General features: G+C 60.9%; 18 protein-coding genes, 1 tRNA gene and 1 pseudogene. 9 read left to right on the forward strand and 11 right to left on the reverse strand.

Annotated features, from left to right (window positions below; translation table 11 throughout):
• Positions 1–75: 75 nt before the first annotated feature.
• Entirely contained in the window at positions 76–1,095 is a 1,020-nt protein-coding gene (locus tag ACW9JE_RS15445; protein WP_457433220.1) for a DUF4917 family protein, read from the reverse strand.
• A gap of 133 nt (positions 1,096–1,228) precedes the next feature.
• Between ACW9JE_RS15445 and ACW9JE_RS15450 the strand changes: the two genes are divergently transcribed.
• From ACW9JE_RS15450 to ACW9JE_RS15465, 4 genes are all read left to right on the forward strand, one after another.
• Positions 1,229–2,137, forward strand: coding sequence for a LysR family transcriptional regulator (locus tag ACW9JE_RS15450; protein ID WP_224536956.1), 909 nt, complete (start codon positions 1,229–1,231; stop codon positions 2,135–2,137).
• Between the two features lie 236 nt (positions 2,138–2,373).
• Positions 2,374–3,567, forward strand: a complete 1,194-nt coding sequence (locus ACW9JE_RS15455; protein ID WP_457433221.1) for a CaiB/BaiF CoA transferase family protein — start codon at positions 2,374–2,376, stop codon at positions 3,565–3,567.
• Complete coding sequence (locus tag ACW9JE_RS15460; RefSeq protein ID WP_457433222.1) at positions 3,564–4,490, forward strand: hydroxymethylglutaryl-CoA lyase; 927 nt, start codon at positions 3,564–3,566, stop codon at positions 4,488–4,490. The genes ACW9JE_RS15455 and ACW9JE_RS15460 overlap by 4 nt, the downstream gene beginning before the upstream one ends.
• A gap of 191 nt (positions 4,491–4,681) precedes the next feature.
• Positions 4,682–6,013 carry an MFS transporter gene (locus ACW9JE_RS15465; RefSeq protein WP_457433223.1) on the forward strand — a complete coding sequence of 444 codons (1,332 nt, stop codon included), beginning with the start codon at positions 4,682–4,684 and terminating at the stop codon, positions 6,011–6,013.
• Positions 6,014–6,091: 78 nt separating this feature from the next.
• On the opposite strand, the gene ACW9JE_RS15470 is transcribed toward ACW9JE_RS15465, so the two are convergent.
• Positions 6,092–6,580 carry a DMT family transporter gene (locus ACW9JE_RS15470; RefSeq protein WP_457433224.1) on the reverse strand — a complete coding sequence of 163 codons (489 nt, stop codon included), beginning with the start codon at positions 6,578–6,580 and terminating at the stop codon, positions 6,092–6,094.
• A 77-nt stretch (positions 6,581–6,657) separates the two neighbouring features.
• On the opposite strand from ACW9JE_RS15470, the gene ACW9JE_RS15475 reads away from it, so the two are divergent.
• The 5 genes and pseudogenes from ACW9JE_RS15475 (at position 6,658) to ACW9JE_RS15495 (ending at position 10,619) form a co-directional block, all read left to right on the forward strand.
• Entirely contained in the window at positions 6,658–7,584 is a 927-nt protein-coding gene (locus ACW9JE_RS15475) for a LysR family transcriptional regulator (protein ID WP_224536948.1), read from the forward strand.
• 109 nt (positions 7,585–7,693) lie between these two features.
• Positions 7,694–8,328, forward strand: a pseudogene (locus ACW9JE_RS15480) (LysE family translocator).
• An 86-nt stretch (positions 8,329–8,414) separates the two neighbouring features.
• On the forward strand, positions 8,415–9,761 hold the full coding sequence (locus ACW9JE_RS15485; protein WP_457433225.1) for a diguanylate cyclase domain-containing protein: 1,347 nt from the start codon (positions 8,415–8,417) through the stop codon (positions 9,759–9,761).
• Between the two features lie 117 nt (positions 9,762–9,878).
• Positions 9,879–10,043 (forward strand): stress protein, encoded by a 165-nt coding sequence (locus tag ACW9JE_RS15490; protein ID WP_224536943.1) that lies wholly within the window; start codon positions 9,879–9,881, stop codon positions 10,041–10,043.
• A 72-nt stretch (positions 10,044–10,115) separates the two neighbouring features.
• On the forward strand, positions 10,116–10,619 hold the full coding sequence (locus ACW9JE_RS15495) for a DUF4142 domain-containing protein (protein WP_224536941.1): 504 nt from the start codon (positions 10,116–10,118) through the stop codon (positions 10,617–10,619).
• Positions 10,620–10,655: 36 nt separating this feature from the next.
• On the opposite strand, the gene ACW9JE_RS15500 is transcribed toward ACW9JE_RS15495, so the two are convergent.
• The 9 genes from ACW9JE_RS15500 to atzF all read right to left on the reverse strand — a co-directional run bounded on the left by ACW9JE_RS15500 (position 10,656) and on the right by atzF (position 18,508).
• Positions 10,656–11,066: a low affinity iron permease family protein gene (locus ACW9JE_RS15500; RefSeq protein ID WP_224536939.1), complete on the reverse strand. Its 411-nt coding sequence runs from the start codon at positions 11,064–11,066 to the stop codon at positions 10,656–10,658.
• 586 nt (positions 11,067–11,652) lie between these two features.
• Positions 11,653–12,060, reverse strand: a complete 408-nt coding sequence (locus ACW9JE_RS15505) for a type II toxin-antitoxin system HicB family antitoxin (RefSeq protein WP_149417810.1) — start codon at positions 12,058–12,060, stop codon at positions 11,653–11,655.
• Between the two features lie 37 nt (positions 12,061–12,097).
• Positions 12,098–12,277: a type II toxin-antitoxin system HicA family toxin gene (locus tag ACW9JE_RS15510; protein WP_457433226.1), complete on the reverse strand. Its 180-nt coding sequence runs from the start codon at positions 12,275–12,277 to the stop codon at positions 12,098–12,100.
• A 394-nt stretch (positions 12,278–12,671) separates the two neighbouring features.
• A tRNA-Gly gene (locus ACW9JE_RS15515) sits at positions 12,672–12,745 on the reverse strand.
• A gap of 154 nt (positions 12,746–12,899) precedes the next feature.
• Positions 12,900–13,784, reverse strand: coding sequence for an alpha/beta fold hydrolase (locus ACW9JE_RS15520; RefSeq protein ID WP_457433227.1), 885 nt, complete (start codon positions 13,782–13,784; stop codon positions 12,900–12,902).
• Between the two features lie 311 nt (positions 13,785–14,095).
• Positions 14,096–14,788, reverse strand: coding sequence for a pseudouridine synthase (locus ACW9JE_RS15525; protein WP_224539002.1), 693 nt, complete (start codon positions 14,786–14,788; stop codon positions 14,096–14,098).
• Between the two features lie 34 nt (positions 14,789–14,822).
• Complete coding sequence (locus ACW9JE_RS15530) at positions 14,823–15,041, reverse strand: cysteine-rich CWC family protein (protein WP_457433228.1); 219 nt, start codon at positions 15,039–15,041, stop codon at positions 14,823–14,825.
• Positions 15,028–16,521 carry a sensor domain-containing diguanylate cyclase gene (locus ACW9JE_RS15535; protein WP_457433229.1) on the reverse strand — a complete coding sequence of 498 codons (1,494 nt, stop codon included), beginning with the start codon at positions 16,519–16,521 and terminating at the stop codon, positions 15,028–15,030. The genes ACW9JE_RS15530 and ACW9JE_RS15535 overlap by 14 nt, the downstream gene beginning before the upstream one ends.
• A gap of 214 nt (positions 16,522–16,735) precedes the next feature.
• Positions 16,736–18,508: an allophanate hydrolase gene (gene atzF, locus ACW9JE_RS15540; RefSeq protein ID WP_457433230.1), complete on the reverse strand. Its 1,773-nt coding sequence runs from the start codon at positions 18,506–18,508 to the stop codon at positions 16,736–16,738.
• Position 18,509 lies beyond the last annotated feature (1 nt).

An 18,509-nucleotide genomic window follows, 5' to 3' on the forward strand; every position in this document is an offset into this window, starting at 1 on the left:
TTGACCGCGTCGGTCAGACGAACGCGGTGAAAATGTGGGAGCGGGCTTGCTCGCGAAGGCGTCCTCAAGGCGCCACTAAACCTCGACCGGCACCGCCAGCTTCGGGCTACCGAGCGCATGGGTCTTGGAATCAAAAAACCGCAACTCAACCCCGGTGCCGTCGAACAGCTTCGCGTAATGCCGCTTCTGATGCTGGATAAACGCCTGACTGCGCGGGTAGATCGAAATCGCCAGCACCTTCGGTTTCCCCTGGCGCAGGGCATGCACGATGTGGCTGTCCTGCTCGCCCAGGGCATGACCGAAAATGCACAAGCCATCGCCATGCCCCAGCAGTTGCTCGTAGCAGAACGACAGGTAATCCGAGCTGCGGATGGTCTTGAGCTTGTCCGCACTCGACCCTTCGTTGACGAACAGCGGCACGTCATCGAGGGTCTTGATGGTGTTGTTGATGGCGAAATTGCCCAGCAGCGTGCCCTCGGTGGACATCATCCGGCGCGCCGTGCCGTCCTGATTGCGCACCAGATGCAGGCCGCCGTGCAGGTACAGCAAACGGGTCTTGTCAGTGGCCGTGCCGCTGAGGTCGAAGGACGGTTCCGCACCCTCGAAAAGATCGCTGATCACATCCGCCTGATGCTGGATCGCCCAGTGGTTGAGCAGGTCGTAGTTGGTGGTGAATACCGTGCGATAGCTGGCCAGTTCCCGGTTGATCGTCGCCAGCGTCGAGGCTTCGATCAGGCGCCACGGAATATGCACCGCATGCACGCTGTTAATCAGCGCTTCCTTGATCGCGTAGTAACGGTTGCGCGGCGCGGCGGAGCTGACTGCCAGGGCCTTGTTGACCCGACTGGTGGCCTTCAGCGCGCTCAGCACCTGCTCGAAACTGCGGGTCTGCAGCGCATCGAACACGCTCAGCTCGGACGGGCTCAGGGGCTTTTCCTCGACGGTACGAGCGTTCTCGAACAGCGACTCATAACCAAAATCGTCCCACACCGCGCGGCTGGCGCCGTTGCCCACCAGCAAGCCGGCGAACGCAGCGCTGTCGCGCAAGGTGTTCCAGTCTTCAAGGTGGGCGTCGACATCCAGGAAATCGGTCATTGCGGTCACAGTCTCAAGGCAAAAGGTCTGATGGGCGGCGACTTTATCACGGCGAGCCGCGTGCGACCTGCCACTGCGCAAACGAAGAACGCTATGCTGCAACCTTGCCTGAGTCGCCACCACCGAGCCCCCCATGCTGCAGAAAAGCCTGATCCGCCGCCTCGACCTGATCACCCTGCAACTGTTTGTCGCCGTCCACGAGGAGGGCACCCTGACCCGTGCCGCCGCGCGCGAGGCGATTGCGGTGTCGGCGGCGAGCAAGCGCTTGATGGAGCTGGAGGAGGCGCTGGGCATCAGCCTGTTCGTGCGTCAGGCCAAGGGCATGACCCTGACGCCCGCCGGCGAAACGCTGCTGCACCATGCCCGGCAGATGCTGTTCAACGTCGAGAAAATGGGCCTGGAGCTGGGCGAGCACAGTCATGGTGTGCGCGGTTATGTGCGGATGCTGGCCAACCTTTCGGCGATTATTCAGTTCCTGCCGGAGGACCTGCGGGACTTTTCCGAGCGGCATCCGCAGGTCAAGACCGACCTTGAGGAACGGCCCAGTTCCGGGGTGATTCAAGGGGTGCTCGATGGCGTGGCCGACCTCGGCATCTGCTCCATCGACAGCGACACCAAGGGCCTGCACAGCGTGCTTTATCGTCAGGACAAACTGATGGTGCTGATGCTGCCCGACCACCCCTTGGCCAGCCGCTCGAGCCTGGCGTTCGCCGATACTCTGGACAGTGATTTCGTCGGCTTGCATGCCGCCAGTTCCATCAACATGCGCACCCATTCGGCGGCGCGTCAGGCGGGCAGAATGTTACGGGTGCGCATTCATGTTCCCGGGTTCGATGCGATGTGCCGGATGATCCAGGCCAACATGGGAATTGGCGTGTTGCCGCAGCGGGCTTATGAATTGTTCGGGCGGGCGCTGGGGCTGCATGCGGTGCCGTTGACCGATGACTGGTCGGATCGGGCGTTGATTCTGGTGGTGCGGGATGAGGCGTTGTTGTCGCCGGTGAGTCGGATGTTGTTTGAGCATTTGCGCGGTGAGGCCTGAGGGATCTCGGTTGGATGTGCCTGCCTCTTCGCGAGCAAGCCCGCTCCCACAAAGGATCTGCGGTGTAGCACAGATCCTTGTGGGAGCGGGCTTGCCCGCGATAGCGGACTGAAGCCTACAGACATTTCCCCAGGCGTTCGCATTTCGCGAACGCTCGTTGCCAACTGAAGGTTGGATTCCCCGGGCACCTGTCCTCTAGCCTTGGCACATATTCCAAGAACAAGAGGTACCCCGCGATGACTGCCCCCTTGAGTGCGATCAAAGTGATCGAAATCGGCACGCTGATCGCCGCGCCGTTCGCCGCGCGCATGCTCGCCGAGTTCGGCGCCGAGGTGATCAAGATCGAAGCCATGGGCCAGGGTGATCCCCTGCGCAAATGGCGCAAGCTGCACGAAGGCACCTCGCTGTGGTGGTACCTGCAATCGCGCAACAAGAAGTCCCTGGCACTGAACCTCAAATCCGCCGAAGGCATCGAACTGGTCAAGCAACTGGCAACCAGCGCCGACGTGCTGATCGAAAACCTGCGCCCCGGTGCACTGGAAAAGCTCGGTCTGGGCTGGGACGTGCTGCACGCTCTGAACCCCAATCTGACCCTGGTGCGTATCTCGGGCTACGGCCAGACCGGCCCTTACCGTGATCGTCCCGGTTTCGGCGCCATCGGTGAGGCCATGGGCGGCATCCGCTACACCACCGGCACTCCCGGTACGCCACCGGCGCGGGTGGGCGTCAGCCTCGGCGATTCGCTGGCCTCGCTGCATGCGGTGATCGGCGCGCTGATGTCGCTGCTGCGGGTCAAGACCGGGCAGGGCGTCGGGCAGATCGTCGATGTGTCCCTGGCCGAAAGCGTGTTCAACGTCATGGAAAGCCTGGTACCGGAATACGACATGCTCGGCCATGTCCGTGAGCGCACCGGTGGTGCCTTGCCGGGCATCGCACCGTCCAACACCTACCTCACGGCGGATGGCGCCTACGTGGTCATCGCCGGCAACAGCGACCCGATTTATCGTCGTTTGATGCACACCATCGGCCGCGCGGATCTGGCCGAAGCGCCGGAATTCGCCCACAACGACGGGCGTGCGGCCCAGAGCAATCTGCTCGACGCGGCAATCACCCACTGGACCAGCAGCCTGCCGATCGACGACGTGCTGGCGGCGCTTGAAGCCGCTGAAGTGCCGGCCGGCCGCATCTATTCGGTGGCCGACATCGTCGCCGACCCGCACTATCAGGCCCGGGACATGCTGCTCAACGCCGAGCTGCCGGGCGGCGCCACGGTGAAGATGCCGGGCATCGTGCCCAAGCTCTCGGAAACCCCGGGCGGCGTGAACTGGTCGGGCCCCGGCCTGGGCCAGCACACTGACTCCGTCCTCACGCAACTGGGCCTGACGGTGGCCGACATCGAACGCCTGAAAGTCGAAGGAGTGGTGCAATGATCACCGATTATTCCGACCGCCTCATCGTTCAGGAAGTCTCCCCCCGCGACGGCTTGCAGATCGAGCCGACCTGGGTTGAAACCGTCGACAAGATTGCCCTGATCGATCAACTGTCCCTGGCCGGATTCAGCCGCATCGAAGGCGGTTCGTTCGTTTCGCCCAAGGCCATTCCGGCGCTGCGCGACGGCGAGTTGGTGTTCAAGGGCATCACCCGCCAACCGGGGGTGATCTACGTCGCGCTGATCCCCAATCTCAAGGGCGCGCAGCGGGCATTGGCCTGCAGCGCCGACGAACTGAACCTGGTGATGTCCGCCAGCCAGACCCACAACATGGCCAACATGCGCATGCGCTGTGAGGACTCGCTGGCCGCGTTCGGCGAAATCGTCCAGTTCGTGCAAGGCTCGTCCGTGCGCCTCAACGCCAGCATCGCCACCACGTTCGGTTGTCCGTTCGAAGGCCGGATCGATGAGGACCGGGTGTTACAGATCGTCGAGGCCTATCAGGAACTCGGCATTCAAGGCATCACCCTGGCCGACACCACCGGCATGGCCAATCCGCGGCAGGTGGATCGGCTGGTGCGGCGAGTGTTGCAACGGGTATCGCCAGCGGACCTGACCCTGCATTTCCATAACACCCGCGGCCTTGGCCTGTGCAACGTGCTGGCTGCTTATGAGGCTGGCGCCCGACGGTTCGACGCCGCCCTCGGCGGACTCGGCGGTTGCCCGTTCGCGCCGGGGGCCTCGGGCAATATCTGCACCGAAGACCTGATCAACCTGTGCGATGAAGTGGGCATTCACACCGGCATCGACTTGCCGCTGCTGTTGAAGCTATCCCGAGGACTGCCAGCGCTGCTCGGCCATGAGGTGCCCGGCCAACTGGCCAAGGCGGGGCGTAATTGCGATCTGCATCCCGTGCCGTCCTGAACCCCTGTACCTGTAGGAGCGAGCACGCTCGCGATGGTCGTGAACGATAACGCTGGCGGCCTGACACCCAGCGGCGATCTCAGGTTCATCGCGAGCATGCTCGCTCCTACAGGGAAAGCCCAAAAACGAACATTTACCAGACAACAAAAACAATCCGGACACCCCACGGGAAGTCCACCTGGAGAAACGCTATGAGCCTCAATGCAATGGAGGCCGGGGCGAGCCCGGCCGTCAGCCACGACGAAGAAAAAGCCCTGGTCAGCAAGGTCGCCTGGCGGTTGATGCCGCTGATCATGGTCTGCTACCTGTTCGCCTTCTTCGACCGCATCAACATCAGCTTCGCCAAGTTCCAGCTGCAGGCTGACCTGAGCCTGAGCGACACCGCCTATGGCCTCGGCGCCGGGCTGTTCGTGGTCGGCTATGTGATCTTCGAAGTGCCCAGCAACATGATGCTGTACAAGGTCGGTGCGCGCCGCTGGATCGCCCGGATCATGATGTCCTGGGGCCTGGCCACCGCGTTGATGGTGTTCGTCAACAGCGAATGGCAGTTCTACGTGCTGCGCTTCGTGATCGGCGCGATGGAAGCCGGTTTTGCGCCGGGCGTTCTGTACTACCTCACACTGTGGTTTCCGCAGCACTATCGCGGCCGTATCACCTCGATGCTGTTCCTGGCGTCGGCCTTCGCAGGCCTGGTCGGTGCACCGTTCTCCGGATTGGTGCTGGAGCACCTCGATGGCGTGATGGACATGCGTGGCTGGCACTGGCTGTTCCTGCTTGGCGGCGTACCCTGCATCGGCCTCGGTTTGCTGGTGCTGACCCTGCTCAAGGACCGCATCGAAGACGCCCATTGGCTGACCCCTTCGGAGAAGACCCTGCTGTCGAGCCGCATAGCCCAGCATGAACCGAACAAATCCCACGGCTCGCTACTCGCGGCGCTGAAGATCCCGGGCTTTCTGACGTTGGGCCTGATCTACTTCCTGATTCAGGTGGCGTCCTACGGTCTTAACTTCTGGGCACCGCAACTGATCCGCAGCGCCGGTACCGAAAGCCCGGTGATGATCGGCCTGCTGACCGCCATCCCGTACATCTGTGGCGCCATCAGCATGGTAGTGATCGGACGCTTGTCCGATGCGACCGGCGAGCGCCGCAAGTTTGTCGCAGGCCTGGTGGCGCTTGGCGCGTTGGGCTTCTTCAGCGCGGGGATTTTCGCCAGTCACACCACGTTCCTGATCGTTGCACTGGGCTTGCTCGGTGCCGGGATCATCGCCTCAATCCCCAGCTTCTGGACCCTGCCGCCAAAACTGCTGGCCGGCGCCGGTGCAGGCGCTGCGGGCGGGATCGCGGTGATCAACACCCTCGGCCAGTTCGGCGGCATCGTCAGCCCGGTCATGGTCGGCCGGATCAAGGACATGACCGGCAGCACCACCCCGGCGCTGTATGTCATTGGCGTCTGCGCGCTGATCGCCGTAGCACTGCTGATGTGGGGCCTGCCGCAGAAGTTGCGCACCCTCGACAAAGCGTAAAAAATCGCAGACTACGGCAGCTCCCACAGAGACCACGCATCTCTGTGGGAGCTGCCGAAGGCTGCGATCTTTTGCTTTTCAAGAGGTCGCAGTTACGGTTTTCCCCAGTCCGTCGCCAAACTGAATCAACACCACCCCCGCAATCAGCAACACCGCCCCAAACACCTTGGGCAGCGTCACCTGCCGCTCCAGCAAGCCGAACCAGCCAAAGTGGTCGAGCAGCATCGAAGCCACCACTTGCCCGGCCAACGCCAGCGCCATGAACCCTGAAGCGCCGAGCTTGGGCAACAGCACCAGCGCCAGCGAAATGAAGCACACCCCAAAGGCGCCACCCGCCCACATCCACAGCGGCGCATGGCTGATGAACGACAGTGACGGCAGCGGCAGACGCATCGCCAGCATGATCGGCAACAGCACCGCGATGCTGACCACCAGCGAGGCGAGGGTGGCCCACAACGGATGGCCCAGGCCGCGGCCCAGATTGAAATTGATCGCACTCTGAAACGGCACCACCGCCCCGGCGAAGGCGGCCAGCAGCAACAGGCCGGCCCAATGCAAGGTACTCATGTTCGTTCTCCAAAAGGTTTTGCTGGACTCTAAGGTATTCGTCGCGCAGATTTAAATTCCGTTTTTCTATTCAGAACATGCATCAGATGAATGATTTGCGCCGCATCGACCTCAACTTGTTGGTGATCCTCGACGCCTTGCTCAGCGAGCAACACGTGACCCGTGCGGCAGAGCGCCTGCACCTGAGCCAGCCCGCCGTCAGCCATGCCCTGGCGCGGTTGCGCGATCTGCTCGGTGATCCGCTGCTGGTGCGCGCCGGGGCGGGGCTGGTGCCGACCGCTAGGGCTCTGGAACTAACTGCGCCACTGGCCGAGACCCTGGCCCAGGTGCAATCGCTACTGGCGCCGAACGCCTTTGATCCGGCCACTGCCAAGCGCAGGTTTCGCCTGGCGATGTCCGACTACGGCGCCGCGATCGTACTGCCCGAACTGGCGCGCACTTTGCGCCGCGAAGCGCCGGGCATCGATCTGCAAATCAGCCACGCCAGCCGCGAAGGCATGCTCGAAGGTGTGCTCAACGGGGACATCGATGTCGCCGCTGGCGTGTTTCCCGAAATGCCTCACGAGTTGCGCAGCACGCCGTTGTTCGAGGAGCACTACGCCTGCCTGGTGGATCCCAGCCACCTGCCCGGCAGTGGCACCCTCGACATGCCCACCTATTTGCGCTGTCCCCACGTCCTGCTGGAAATGCGCGGCAGCGGCACCCCGGAAATCGAACGCGCCCTGACCGCTCTGCGCGAGCGCCGCCGCGTCGCCATCAGCCTCCCGCACTGGAACGTCGCCCCGGCGCTGATCGGCGGCACCGACCTGATCCTCACCGTTGCCTCCCGAGCGCTGCGGGATTTCGCCGAACCCTCCTTGATCGTCGTGCCGCCACCGTTCCATATTCCCTCGTTTACCTTTGTGCTGGCCTGGCACAAACGCCGAGCAGGGGATCAAGCACTGAACTGGCTCAACACCCAAATCAGGCTCTCTGCTGGAGCTACCGAGGGCTGCGATCTTTAGGCTTTCATACCCTCGTCATTCACAGAATTGTTCGACAATCAGTCAATCAACGCACAATTACCTGATATAGACTGGCCACCATTCACCAGACAGTTCAAAAGGACTTCCCATGACCCCCTCGCTCTTGATGGCCGTACTCGCATCGGGCTTCATCTATGGCATCACCCCAGGGCCGGGTGTGCTGGCAGTGTTCGGGATCGGCGCGGCCCATGGACGGCGGGGGCGGGGTTTCTGTGCGGGCATCTGCTGGGTGATGTGGTGTGGTGCAGCACCGCGCTGGTAGCGATTGTCGGGGCGCGGGAAATCGGTAGCACCGCGTTCGATGTGCTGGGAGTACTCAGCGGGCTTTATCTGTTCTGGCTTGGCTGGCGAGCGGTGCGGGCGCGTCGCAACAGCACCGAAGAGCCCCAGGGCGCGGCACGCCAGCCGTTCTGGCACGGCATCCTGTTCGGCCTGACCAATCCCAAGGCCTACCCGGTAGCGGTGGCGACCTTCACCGCCTTGCTGTCCAGCCGCGCCGAATTGCTGACCTGGTCGATGTTGCCCTGGCTGATCTTCCTGAGCTTCGTCGGCGGCCTTTTCGCCTACGCTATCCTCATCGGGGTGGTGGGAGCCCGCCGGGTGCGCACTTTGTACCAACGTCATGAATTGATGATCACCCGCTTGTGCGGCGTGATGTTCATCGGATTTGCCATCAATGCTCTGGCGCATGCCTTGCCGGGACTGGTGACGAACAGGGCTTGAAACCGATGCAAGGCTGCATCGGCTATAGGGGTGTGGGTCAGGGATGGTTTCTTATTGCGGCATAGTTCGGAAACGCGTTCGGCATCATGACCACCAGAAATTCCGCTCCGTTGGCGAGCTACATCGACCTCTTGCTGGACGCCGTTTGTGCAGTCGATAAACAGGGCCGTTTCGTGTTTGTCAGCGCGGCTTGCGAGCGCATCCTCGGCTACACGCCTGACGAGCTGATCGGCCGCATGATGATCGATCTGGTGCATCCGGCCGATCGCCAGCGCACCCTGGATGCCGCTCGCGACATCATGGGCGGCGAACCCAAACTCAATTTCGAGAACCGCTACCTGCGCAAGGATGGCCGGGTGGTGCACATCCTGTGGTCGGCGCGCTGGTCGGATGTCGATCAGTTGCGCATCGCCGTGGCCCGCGACATCACCGAGCGCAAGCAGGCCGAATCGCGGCAGGCGGCGCTGTACGCGATATCGGAAGCGGCCCATGCGGCGGAAGACCTGCTGGCGCTGTTCAAGCGCATTCATCTGATCATCGGCGAGTGGTTGCCGGCGATGAACTTCTCCGTGGCGCTGTATGACGAACATTGCGCGCAACTGAATTTCCCCTATCACGTCGACGACCACGAGCCGCAACCCGAGCAGCCCGGCACCATCACCGGACGCCTTTGCTCCGAGGTGATCAACACGGGAATGCCGATCCTCCTGACGCCGGACCAGGACACCCCACCGGTGGGCTTCGAAGCGCTGGTGGCCGGGCAGAACTCACCCTGCTGGCTGGGCGTGCCGCTCAATTCGCAAAACGGCACCATTGGCGCGCTGATCGTCAAAAGCATCCCCGGCGGCGAGCGCTACACCGAGCAGGACAAGGAACTGTTGCAGTACGTGTGCGCGCAGGTGGCGACGGCGATCGAGCGCAAACAGTTGCATGCGCGCCTGCAACGCATGGCCCAGTACGACCAGCTCACCCAATTGCCCAACCGCGAATTGCTGCGGGACCGGCTCAAGATTGCATTGGCCTCGGCGCGGGAGGATAACGGGCGCATGGCGTTGCTGTATGTCGACCTTGATCGCTTCAAGCAGGTCAACGACACCCATGGCCACGCGGTGGGCGACATGCTGCTGCAGACCGTCGCCAATCGGCTCAAGGGCTGCGTACGGGAAACCGACACCGTGGCGCGCATCGGCGGGGATGAATTCGTGGTGTTGCTGCACAGCATCCACGCCTCGGGCGATGCCGATTGTGTAGCCGGCAAGATCCGCCAGGTCCTGGCTCAGCCGCTGCGCCTGGACGGGCACAGCCTGCACATTCAGCCCAGCATCGGCGTGGCGCAATACCCGGAAAACGGCACCGAAGAAAAGCAACTGTTCCGGCATGCCGACGAGGCGATGTACACCGCCAAGCGTGCGCATCACCTGCGGTTGGTCTGATTCAAGGCTGCCGTTCGTCAGTGCGTAGGCGCAATTTTCTAAACCTTTTGGGACGCGCAAATTCAGAGTCTATGCGGGCTACAGCTCGCGGCGATTATCACCAAGAGGTAGAGAATCATGCCTAACTCAAGAAACTCCAACCAGGAACACATGGCCAACGATCGAACCAAAGCCAATGAAGCCAATCGTAAAGGTGGGAAAACCACCACCACGACTGTCGACAAAGAGCCAAAGCCAGATATGAGCCGTAAAGGCGGACAGGGCGGGCAGAAATCCCGTTAATGGACGCAGGTGGTTTTGATTGAGAAACGGGGGCGAAAGCTCCCGTTTGAATTGTTAAAGGAGGGCGCGACCATGAACCGCATGGCCACCCGTTTTCGCAGCAGTTTTTTCGTCACCTTGATGGGCCTGAGCGCCGGCAGTGCCTTCGCCCAGACACCCACTGAATTCATCAACGATGCCTCGGCGCAAAGCGTCGCCGAAATCGAAGCCAGTCGTCTGGCGCACCAGAAATCCGAATCCAAAGAGGTCAAGGATTACACCATCGTGGTGATCAACGACCGCACCACCGCCAACCAGCACCTGGCAAAAATCGCCAGGCAACTGGACCTGCCGGTGGCCCCTCGTGAGGAGGTGGTGGACAAGGCCAAGACCTTGATGCCTCAAGTCATGGACGGCAGCAACTTCGATGAGGCCTACGCGGCCAGTCAGGTCAGCACCACCGAAAAAGCCATCGAGCAGCTCGAGCAAACCGCGCAAACCACCGACGTGCCGGAGCTCAAGGCGTACGCCGAAGAAACCCTGCCCAAACTGCAAAATCACTTGCAAATGGCCAGGGCCCTGCAAGCCAGTCGCTAGGGCATTGCGTGCGCGGGCTCATCCGCGCACGATCCCTCAACAGTCATTGAGATTGTGTTTGCCCTTTTCCTCGACGACGGTGCCGTCGATGGAAACGGTCTGGCCTTCACCCAGGCTGCGATAGTGTTTGCGCAGCGCCTCCAGTTCCTTCAGGTCCAGCGCTTCCAGCCCCAGCATCGCGTTCTGCGCTTCTTTCGTCACGCGCAGCAACTCGTCGACCTTCAGATGCAGAATGTCGGTATCGCGGTTCTGCGTGTTCTGGATCAGGAACACCATCAGGAAAGTGATGATCGTGGTCGAGGTGTTGATGATCAGTTGCCAGGTGTCATTGAACCCGAAAATCGGCCCGCTCAACCCCCACAGGAAAATCAGAGTGATTGCCCCCAGGAATGTCCCGGGGCTACCGGTCCAGAGGGCGAGTTTCTGCGCGACTTTTGCGAATTTCATGGCCGTTTTTCCTTATTGGGGTGAACCTGAAATTCAGACATCGGCGGCGAGATGAAAATTCTGCTTTTGATTTGAAGAGCCAAAAGGATCGCAGCCTTCGGCAGTTCCTACAGGAGGGACGCAATCCCATGTAGGAGGTGCCGAAGGCTGCGATCTTTAGTTTTTTTCGAATGTCGGAGCGCCCGGATTTCAGCTCCTTTTCCTCGCGCGCCTGGCACTCAGGTACTCAAATACAAACGAAGCAAAGCCGAACAACCCGATCATCGAAATGATCATGATCCCCAACTCCGAACTGTCCATGCCGACCTCTTAGTGAAGGGTGAGCCGGGAGGATAGGGCATCTGTTGTTGGGGAGGATGTGGCGCTACGGGATCTTTACGGGTGGGCTTTGATCTATACGCAATCCATACGAAAGGCACCCAATGTAACGTCAGGACGTTTCTGCATCCATGCGTCACGCAATCACCCCCCCAACACATCACAACCATCACGCAGCGTCGAACGTTGATGGCGGCTCGACCAGATCTTGCTCATAAAAAAAAACCGGCCACTTGGACCGGTTCCGAGATCGTTAAATCAGCGTGCATCAGCTCTGCTGCAAAACCTTGAGTGCTGCAGACGCCAGAAATCCCGAACGACTTTTCTCTTCCGGGTGGTGCAGCACGTACTCATCAATGCGGTTGAGCAAATAACCAGGCAGCGTGATGTTCAGCTTTTGAGCCTTGCCCAGATACTTGGTGACATCGATATCGACCAGCGCCCATGCGCATCCCGCGTACTTGGGGTTGGCTGCGTGCAGAGTCACTTTGTTTGCCGGAGGAATGGGCGAGCCGTCTTCGGCCAGAATCTCGAAATGACCTTCAATGGCTTCCCGAGCCATGGCCATCGCGTCGTCCAGATCCTCTCCGGCAGAAAAGCATCCCGGAATATCAGGGACCTCCACACCCCAGGCGTGCTCGTCGTCGCCCATTGAAATCGCAATCGGGTAAAGCATGTTCGTTGTCCTCCGAGGACTCGGCGCGTGAAGCTCGTCAGAGCAGCGCCTGTTGCAAAATACTGATGGCCGTTTTCCTTAGCAGGTCCTTCTTCGGATGAGGAACCGTCACCAGCCCCGGCTTGGTCGGATGTTTGAAGTGATGATGACTGCCTCTGATTCGCACCAGGTACCAGCCGTCCGCAACGAGTTGGTTTATCAAAAATCGGCTATTCACATCACCTCCATGTGGTGTGCTAGTGGTTACTATACCTACTGATTTTTCATTATCAACACTATACCCACCAATCCTTGTCACGGGTGCTGGGTGAGTGATTGAAAACCGAGTCTAGGAGGCTGCCGCGAACGCAGTGGTGGTTGAGCGCGAATTGGACAGGTTTGTGTATTGCGAGGTTTTGCCGTGGGTTTTGCGAGTAATCATCCAGCAGAGTTATGGCTAGCGAAATTCACTAATGGATCAACGAAAACGCTAACAAAACAGCGATTTCGCGTGAAAACGCTAACGGCACGGTCGAAATACAAATCCCGGAAACAAAAAAACCGGCCATCAAGGCCGGTTTTTTCTTTACCTGCATCCCCCGTCAAAAAACAACGTGAGACAAAAATTCGGTTGGAGCGGGTGAAGGGAATCGAACCCTCGTTATCAGCTTGGGAAGCTGGAGTAATGCCATTATACGACACCCGCCTGGAGCGGTGACTTTGTACCAGATGTACGTTTGGAAATGAAGTTTTTCTTTGCAGCGCACGGCTTTAGCTCAGGTGACACCGAGACGGTCGTTCGCGGGCAAGCCTCGCTCCTGCAGGGCAGAAGGGCGGGGCTTGCTCGCGATGACGCTGTTTCAGATGGCCAATGCATGGTGGTCCTGGGCGTAGTTGAAACGCGGTCGGGCTTCATGTTGGCCCGGCTTCAGAAACCCTATCAATGCGTTCTGGCTGTCTCGGCAGGCAGCTTTGTGCTCCAGGTCGAGAAAGTGGCCGGTGGCCTGCAGGGTGCTGAAGGTGCTGTGTTGCACGTGGTTGGCGAACAACCGGGCGTCGTCGGCGGAGGTGTATTCGTCCCATTCGCCGTTGAGGAACAGCACCGGCACGTCGATTTTTTTCGCCGCATTCAGGTAGCACTGGCGATCGCTGTGCAGCACGTCGTTGATGTGAAAGTGCATCTGCCCGTACTCGTGCTCGGCCAGGGAGCTGACGTGACGGTAGTTGAAGCGCTTGAACAACGACGGCAGGTGCTTGCCGATGGTGTCGTTGACCAGATGCCCGACCCGGTCACCGTCGCGGCTGCCGAGGTAATCGACGCCGCGCTCCAGGTAATCGAGCATGTGTGCGTTGATCACCGGCGAGAACGAGCTGATCACGGCCTTTTCAATGCGGCGTGGCTTTTGCGACAGCGCCATCATGGCCGCGGCTCCACCCCAGGAAAACGACAGCACGTGTTCGGCGTCGAAGTGGTCGATCAACTCCAGAAGGATCTGCCCTTCGATTTCCTTGGTCAGCATTTTCTCGTGCAGGTTGTGGGCTTTTGACTGGCCCGCGTAGGGCTGGTCGTAGCAGACCACGTTGAACTGCGGATTGAGGTTTTTCACGGTTTGAGCAAACGACGCAGTCGTGGACATCGAGCCGTTGACCAGAATGATGGTCTTCTCTGCGGCGCCTGCGCGATAGAACTCCGTGTAAACCCGATATTGACCCTGTATATCCAGCACAGCGATTTCTGGCCTCATGTCATAAGACTCCTGGCAAGCGGGTATGCGCGCAATTGAGATTGCACGAGCTTTGTGACAGGTAGGCATATGCCTGGAATTTTGGAGGCCCATGTCGATCCATTGCAGTCCGGTCGACGGGTGTTGTTATTGGCGGGCAGTCTGCCGGGTGAGGCCGGAACCAACGGTTCCTACCGGCAAAAAGTTTCTTAGAAGTATGTGGTGACTCATCGGTCACATTTCGGCCGACGTCCTGATTCAAGCAGGGGTCACATCATTGCGCAAGTGCCGTTGGTAAATTGTTCGACAAGTTCTGCTGAGCGGTCGCCGGCTTAGATCGATTCGATCTCGGCTGCGGTCAGAGGGCGGTATTCGCCCGGTTTCAACGCGCTGTCGAGCACCAGCGGGCCCATGCGCTCACGATGCAGGCGCACCACCTTGTTGTCGAAATGGCCGAACATGCGCTTCACCTGATGGTAGCGACCTTCGACGATGCTCAGCCGCGCCGACTTCGGTCCCAGCAGCTCCAGATCGGCCGGTTGGGTGGTGAGGTCTTCGAAGGCGAAGTACAGGCCTTCGGTGAATTTCACGGCGTATTCGGGGCCGATGTCCTGCTCGGTTTCGACATGGTAAACCTTGGGCAGTTTGGTCTGCGGCTGGGTCAGGCGTCGCGACCAGCTGCCATCGTTGGTGATCAGCATCAGGCCGGTGGTGTTGAAATCCAGGCGGCCGGCGATGTGCAGGTCGTCCTTGTCCGGCTCGTCGATCAGGTCGAGCACGGTGGGGTGCTGCGGGTCACGGGTGGCGCTGACGCAACCGGCGGGTTTGTGCAGCATGAAGTGGCGCAGCGGCTTGCCGCCTTGCAGAACTTCGTCATCGACTTCGACGCGGCTGAATTCACGGACCTCGGTGTGCGGATCACTGACGATCTTGCCGTCGATCCTTACGCGCTTTTCCACCAGCAACAGACGCACCTGCTTGCGGTTGAAGCGAGGCAGGTTGCTGAGGAAACGGTCGACGCGCATGTCTTGAGGATCGATGAAGAAAAGGCCGCGTATCTTACTCGATTGGCCGGGAAGCTGCTTGCAACTGCGCCTCGACTTGGGCGCAGCGCGGGCACAGGCAGGCGGCGTTGCGCAGTTCGTCCGGCAGCGCCTGCAGCACCGCCGGGTCGATGCTGACGCCGTAGCACCAGCACGCCCGATCGGCGGTTCGCGGATCGGCCAGGGCGCAGTCGTTTCGGGCGCCGCAGGCGGGGCAGAGCTCAGGCGGGTTCATAGCTGGAGTGCGGCTTTTCCACGCAGGTTCGGTTGCGGCCACTTTGCTTGGCCCGGTACATCGCATGATCGGCCCGGGACAGCAGGGTGTGCAAGGTGTCATCGGTCTGCAGGGTGGTCAGGCCGATGCTGACGGTCAGATGCAGGTTGCTGCCGTTGTAGGCATAGGCCTGTTGTTCTACGTGCTGGCGAATTTTCTCGGCGATCATCAGGCCGGTGTCGCCGTCGGTGTCCTTGAGCAGCACGATGAACTCTTCACCGCCCCAGCGGCAGACGATGTCGGAATGGCGCAGGCAGCTTTCCAGATCCCTCGCGAAGCCGATCAGCACCTGATCACCGGCCATGTGGCCGAAGGTGTCGTTCAGAGCCTTGAAGTGGTCCAGGTCCAGCAGCAACGCCGTCAGCGGCTTGGGCTCGCGTTGGGCTTCGTGCATCGCTTGTGCGGCCAGCAGGTCGAAGCCGCGTCGGTTGGGCAGTTCGGTCAGGCTGTCGAGGGTGGCCTGGGCGTGGATCTTGCCCTGGAAGCGCTTGATCACCTGATTGATCAGGGCCAACACAGTCAGGGTGACGACCAGGCAGATCAGCAGGTTGAGGTACAGCGAGCGGCGGATGTCGCTGAGGTCGCCGTCTTCGAGTTTGTCGACGAACAGATACCAGTTCAGCTCCGGAATGAAGCGCACATTGAGGAAATGCCCCTGACCCTGACCGGAATATTCGTAGCTGCCGCTGTGGGGTTTGGGCAGTTGGCTGACCAGGTTCTTCATGCTGTCGATTTCGCCAAGCGGCTGGCCGACCCGCGCGCCTTGCGGGCCACCCTCGGCACCGGTGAGCACCAGGCGCCCGAAGGTGTCGACGAAATACACGCTGCGCTGGTAATGCTTCTGGTACTTGTCGATCAGCTTGATCACCGCATCCACCGTCAGCCCGACACCGGCGGCGCCGATGAAACGGTCGTTGTAGTCGTAGACCTTGTAGTTGATGAAGACGGTCAGGTTGTCCTTGTTGGCCAGGTCCGGGTCGACGTTGATCTCGTAGGGATCTTTCATGTCGCGCACGCGGAAGTACCAGGCGTCGCGCGGCTCCGTGACCTTGACCTGCTTGAGCACGCCCTTGGCGTGGTAGTAGGTCAGGCTGGCATCAGAAACGAAAAAGGCGGTGTAGGCGCCGTAGTGGGTCATGACCTCGTTGAGGTAACGGGTCATCTGGTCGGTGTCGCGCTCACCGTTGACCACCCAGTCGCGCATGAAGGTATCGCGGGAGATCATCGAGGAAATCAGGATCGGCCGGACCAGGTCTTTCTGGATTTCCGAATAGACCGTGTCCGAGGTCAGCGGCAGCTCGGTATTGACGATGTTGTCGCGGATCGACGTCCGCGATGCGTAGTAACTGAGAAAGGAAGTCGCCAAAAAGCCCGCGCCCAACAATGCGACCAGCGTGAGTATCAACGAGCGTTGAGAGTACAGCGGCGAGCGAAGCGGCATGGCAATTCCATTGGCAATAGTCCGATGGCATGCATTCTAGTGGTAACAGCAGGGAAATAGCTGCTTCATGTGCGCCGCGAATGGTCGCTCCTGTGTTGACTGTAGGAGCGAGCACGCTCGCGATGCACCCAAGGACACCGCGGGGAATCAGGATGACCGCGTTATCGTTGACGACCATCGCGAGCAGGCTTGCTCCTACAGGGGGATTGCAGGGTTATTGCAGGGTTTTCAGGTAAGCGCGCCAGCCGCCGAGATGGCTGATGTCGGTCGCGTCCTCCAGGCCATACCCCTCACAGATGAATCCGCTCTCCCAGCGCCCGTCCGACAGTTGCACCTTGCCCAGCCCCAGAGGCGCCGGGATGCCGGTCAGGAACGAACCCAATTCGCTGCTCGGCAACTCCCAGACCTCCACGGCAATCGCCACGCCGCCCTGTTTGACCCGAACCATCCCGGGGCGAAGCGGTGGGCCGCCGGCCAGCGCATGCAGTTGATAGTCGGCCGAACTGAAGGTGGTTTCCACCAGCCGGGCGCCCCGTTGCTTGAGCTGCCAGTTCAGCGCCAAGCCATCCAGATGCGCGCCACAGACTACCAGCCGCGCGCGGTCGTTTCGGGCAACGGTGGTCGGCGCCGCCAAATTCTGCTGACGCTGCAAGCCATCGGCCACGCTCAACAGATACTGATCGGTGAATGCCCGGCCGAACAGCGTCACGCCCCAGGGCAGGCCGTTCTCCATGAAACCACTCGGCACGGCGATGGCGGCGTAGTCCAGCAAGTTCATGAAGTTGGTGTAATAGCCCAGCTCGGAGTTGCGCAGCACTGGCTCCGCATCCAGTTCCGCCAAGGTGACAGGGCGACCGATGGTCGGCGTCATCATGCAGTCGAGATCGACCAGGGCCTTGTCGCACACGGCTTTAAGCGCTTGCAGGCGATACTGCGCGCGGAAGGTTTGTACGCCGCTGACAGCGGGCGCCTTGGCCAGCACGGCACGGATCACCGGCAGCACGGCCTCGGGATTTTGCTCCATCAGTTCGCCAGCCACGCTGTATCGCTCGGCCACCCATGGACCCTCGTAGAGCAACCGCGCCGCTTCGAGGAACGGCGACAGGTCGAACTCCACCGCCTCTCCGCCCAACGCCTTGAGCCGCTCTACGGCATCAGCGAACAGCAGCGGCCCCTCGGGGCAGCCGAAGAACTGCAGATCCTGCGCCCGTGGCACGCCGAAGCGGAACGGGCGAGGCGCGCCGAACGCCGAGCCGTCATTCCACAGCGGGTTGGCGCGGCTGTATTCATCCCGGGGATCGAGGTGTGCGGTCAGCGCCAGCAGATGACTGGCCTCTCGCGCAGTGGCGGTGAAGGTCGTCGCGCAATCCAGCGTACGGCAGGCGGGCACGACACCTGCGGTGGAAATCAGTCCTTTGGTGGCCTTCATCCCGACCAGATTGTTCAACGCCGCCGGTACTCGCCCGGAACCCGCCGTGTCGGTGCCAAGAGAAAAGCTCGCCACGCCCAGCGCCACTGCCAGCGAAGAACCCGCGCTGGAGCCACCCGACGGATACTCCGGCAACACGCTGTTAGGGCACGCGCCGTAGGGCGAGCGACTGCCGTTGAGCCCCGTGGCGAACTGGTCGAGATTGGTCTTGCCCAGCGGGATCGCCCCCAGCGCCAGCAATTGCTCGACGATGGTCGCGGAACGCTGCGGCACATAGGCGAACGCCGGGCACGCGGCGGTGGTCGGTATACCGGCCAGGTCAATGTTGTCCTTGATCGCGAACGGCACCCCGTACAGCGGCAGGCTGTCGATATCGCGACCTTCGAGGGCGGCGAGATACGGCTCCAGTTCTTCGACGCTGAGCAAATGAATGAACAGGTGATAGTCCGGGTTCAACGCCGCCGCCTTGTCGCGCAGGCTCAATAGCAGTTGCCGGGGAGTGATGCTGGCGTCGCGGTAGGCGATGCGAAGGACGTCGAGTTGCAGATTGATAGTCATG

This window comes from Pseudomonas sp. SDO55104_S430 (assembly GCF_054070595.1).